Origin of the sequence: Nocardia sp. NPDC060220, assembly GCF_042727815.1 — a bacterium.
GTDB lineage: Bacteria > Actinomycetota > Actinomycetes > Mycobacteriales > Mycobacteriaceae > Nocardia.
In genome coordinates this window covers 1-3,354 of sequence record NZ_JBHWZY010000772.1, presented here as the reverse complement: position 1 = coordinate 3,354, position 3,354 = coordinate 1, and the positions used below count along the sequence as shown (strand labels likewise).

The 3,354-nt window shown below is 69.8% G+C and carries 4 protein-coding genes; all 4 read left to right on the top strand.

Annotation, left to right across the window (positions count from 1 at the left end; translation table 11 throughout):
• Nucleotides 1-31 precede the first annotated feature (31 nt).
• Complete coding sequence (trpC, locus tag ACFWF3_RS29380; RefSeq protein ID WP_056824640.1) at nucleotides 32-853, top strand: indole-3-glycerol phosphate synthase TrpC; 822 nt, start codon at nucleotides 32-34, stop codon at nucleotides 851-853.
• The gene (gene trpB, locus ACFWF3_RS29375; RefSeq protein WP_378637181.1) at nucleotides 850-2,115 is read left to right on the top strand and encodes a tryptophan synthase subunit beta; all 1,266 of its coding nucleotides are present in this window, start codon (nucleotides 850-852) and stop codon (nucleotides 2,113-2,115) included. Before trpC ends, trpB begins: the two co-directional genes overlap by 4 nt.
• Nucleotides 2,112-2,912 carry a tryptophan synthase subunit alpha gene (gene trpA, locus ACFWF3_RS29370; RefSeq protein ID WP_378637179.1) on the top strand — a complete coding sequence of 267 codons (801 nt, stop codon included), beginning with the start codon at nucleotides 2,112-2,114 and terminating at the stop codon, nucleotides 2,910-2,912. The genes trpB and trpA overlap by 4 nt, the downstream gene beginning before the upstream one ends.
• A gap of 121 nt (nucleotides 2,913-3,033) precedes the next feature.
• On the top strand, nucleotides 3,034-3,354 hold a 321-nt coding region (locus tag ACFWF3_RS29365), incomplete at its 3' end, for a prolipoprotein diacylglyceryl transferase family protein (protein ID WP_379316838.1).

Genomic DNA, 3,354 nt, shown 5'->3' with positions numbered 1-3,354 from the left:
AGTGCGTCTCCCCAGAAAGGATTCGAGCCAGATGACGGTACTCGACTCGATTCTCGACGGGGTCCGAGCGGATGTTGCCGCTCGCGAAGCCCTCCTCGATTTTCAAGCGATCAAAGCTGCTGCCGCCGCGGTCAAGGGACCGCTGGACGCACACGCCGCGCTGCACGAGGACGGAATCGGTGTCATCGCGGAAGTGAAGCGAGCCAGCCCCTCCAAGGGCGCGCTCGCCGACATTCCCGATCCCGCCGTGCTGGCCAAGGCCTACGAAGACGGGGGCGCGCGCATCATCAGCGTGCTCACCGAGGGCCGCCGCTTCGGTGGATCGCTCGACGATCTCGACGCCGTGCGCGCCGCCGTGAACATCCCGGTGCTGCGCAAGGACTTCGTCGTCGGCCCGTACCAGATCCACGAGGCCCGTGCCCACGGCGCCGATGTGATCCTGCTGATCGTGGCCGCGCTCGAACAGGACGTGCTCGCCTCGCTGATCGACCGCACCGAATCCCTCGGCATGACCGCCCTGGTGGAGGTGCACACCGAGGAAGAGGCCGATCGCGCCCTCGAAGCCGGTGCGACGGTGATCGGCATCAACGCGCGCAACCTCAAGACCCTCGAGGTCGACCGCGATGTGTTCGCGCGGATCGCGCCCGGCCTGCCCTCGGAGGTCATCCGGGTGGCCGAGTCCGGCATCCGCGGCACCGCCGACCTGCTGGCCTACGCCGGTGCGGGCGCCGATGCCGTGCTCGTCGGCGAAGGCCTGGTGACCAGCGGTAACCCGCGTTCGGCCGTGTCCGAACTGGTGACCGCCGGCACGCACCCGTCCTGCCCGAAGCCGGCCCGACGGAGCATCCGGTGACGGTGCTTCCCCCGGCGAGCGCCGGTGTCGCCCAGCACTCCGAGTACGAACCCGACGCGGGCGGCCACTTCGGTGTCTACGGCGGACGGCACGTCCCCGAGGCGCTGATGGCCGTGATCGAAGAGGTCACCGCCGAGTACGACAAGATCCGCACCGATCGCGGCTTCCTCGACGAGCTCGACCGGCTGCAGCGCGACTACACCGGCCGTCCGTCGCCGGTGTTCGAATGCACCCGGTTGGCCGCGCACGCGGGTGGCGCGCGGATCTTCCTCAAGCGTGAGGACCTCAACCACACCGGCTCGCACAAGATCAACAATGTGCTCGGTCAGGCGTTGCTCGCCAAGCGGATGGGCAAGACGCGCGTCATCGCCGAGACCGGAGCGGGCCAGCACGGCGTCGCGACGGCCACCGCGTGCGCGCTGCTCGGCCTCGACTGCGTGGTCTACATGGGTGCGGTCGACACCGCCCGCCAGGCGCTCAACGTGGCCCGCATGCGGCTGCTCGGCGCCGAGGTGATCCCGGTGACCTCGGGTTCGCAGACGCTCAAGGACGCGATCAACGAGGCATTGCGCGACTGGGTGACCCACGCCGACGACACGTTCTACTGCTTCGGCACCGCCGCCGGTCCGCACCCGTTCCCGCTGCTGGTCCGTGATTTCCAGCGCGTGATCGGCTTGGAGGCGCGCGAGCAGATCCAGCTTCCGGCGCAAGCGGGCAGGCTGCCCGACGCCGTCGTGGCCTGCGTGGGCGGCGGTTCCAACGCCATCGGCATCTTCCACGCCTTCATCCCCGATGCGGGCGTGCGCCTCGTCGGTTTCGAGGCGGCCGGCGACGGCGTCGAAACCGGGCGCCACGCCGCCACCTTCACCGGTGGCACGCCCGGTGCGTTCCAGGGCGCCTACTCGTACCTGTTGCAGGACGAAGACGGCCAGACCATCGAATCGCATTCGATCTCGGCCGGACTCGACTACCCGGGCGTCGGCCCCGAGCACGCCCACCTCAAGGACATCGGCCGCGCCGAATACCGGCCGATCACCGACACCGAGGCGATGGACGCGCTGCTGCTGCTCTCGCGCACCGAGGGCATCATCCCGGCGATCGAGTCCGCGCACGCGGTGGCGGGCGCGCTGAAGCTGGGCGTGGAGCTCGGCGAGGGCGCGGTCATCCTGGTCAACCTGTCCGGTCGCGGTGACAAGGACATGGACACAGCGGGGCGCTGGTTCGGTCTGTTCGACGACGATGCCGAGGAGCACCAACAGTGAGTCAGCAGTCGCGTCTTGCGAACACCTTCGCCGCAGCCCGCAGCGAGGGCCGGGCCGCCCTGATCGGCTATCTGCCCGCCGGTTATCCCGATCTCGCCGGCTCCATCGCCGCGTGCCGGGCGCTCGTCGAATCCGGCTGTGACATCGTCGAAGTCGGCGTCGCCTACTCCGATCCCGTGATGGACGGCCCGGTCATCCAGGCCGCCGCCGAGCAGGCGCTGCGCAGCGGGGTGCGGGTGCGCGACGTGTTCTCGGTCGTCGAGGCGATCGCCGATGCCGGTGGTCAGGCCGTGGTGATGAGCTACTGGAACCCGGTGCTCAAATACGGCGTCGACACCTTCGCCCGCGATCTCGCCGCGGCCGGTGGCGCCGGCATCATCACGCCGAACCTGATCCCCGACGAGGCCGACGACTGGTTCGTCGCTTCGGCCACGCACAATCTGGATCGCATCTTCCTGGTCGCGCCGTCGTCGACCGAAGAGCGTCTGGTCAAGACCCTCGAGGCCTCCCGCGGCTTCATCTACGCGGCCTCGACCATGGGTGTGACCGGTGCCCGTGACGCGGTCTCCTCGGCCGCACCCGCGCTGTGCTCGCGCATCCGCGCGCACTCCGACATCCCGATCGGCGTCGGCCTCGGCGTGCGCTCGGGGGCGCAGGCCGCCGAGATCGCCGCGTACGCCGACGGCGTGATCGTCGGCTCGGCGCTGGTCTCGGCCGTGCCGGAGGGTCTCGACGCGGTGCGCGCACTGACGGCCGAACTGGCCGAGGGCGTGCGTTCGGCGACCGTTCGCTCCTAGCAGTTCGCACGATGGGCCCGGCCGCTGATCCGCGGCCGGGCCCATCGCTCGTCACCGGCCCGTCGTCCACCGTCCGGGTCGCGGCAACACGCCCGTAGGGCTCTCCACTAACGTGGGCCGGGTGAACTCAGTCCTGGCCTATATTCCGAGTCCGCCCCAGGGGGTCTGGCAACTCGGACCCTTCCCGCTGCGGGCATACGCACTGTTCATCATTCTCGGCATCGTCGTCGCCATCTGGTGGGGTGAACGCCGGTGGCGCGAGCGCGGTGGTCAGCCGGGCGCCGTGCTCGATGTCGCGATGTTCGCGGTGCCGTTCGGCCTGGTCGGCGGCCGGATCTATCACGTGGCCACCGACTGGCAGAAGTACTTCGGCGAGGGCAAGCATCCCGTCGAGGCGCTCTACATCTGGCAGGGTGGCCTCGGCATCTGGGGCGCGGTGTTC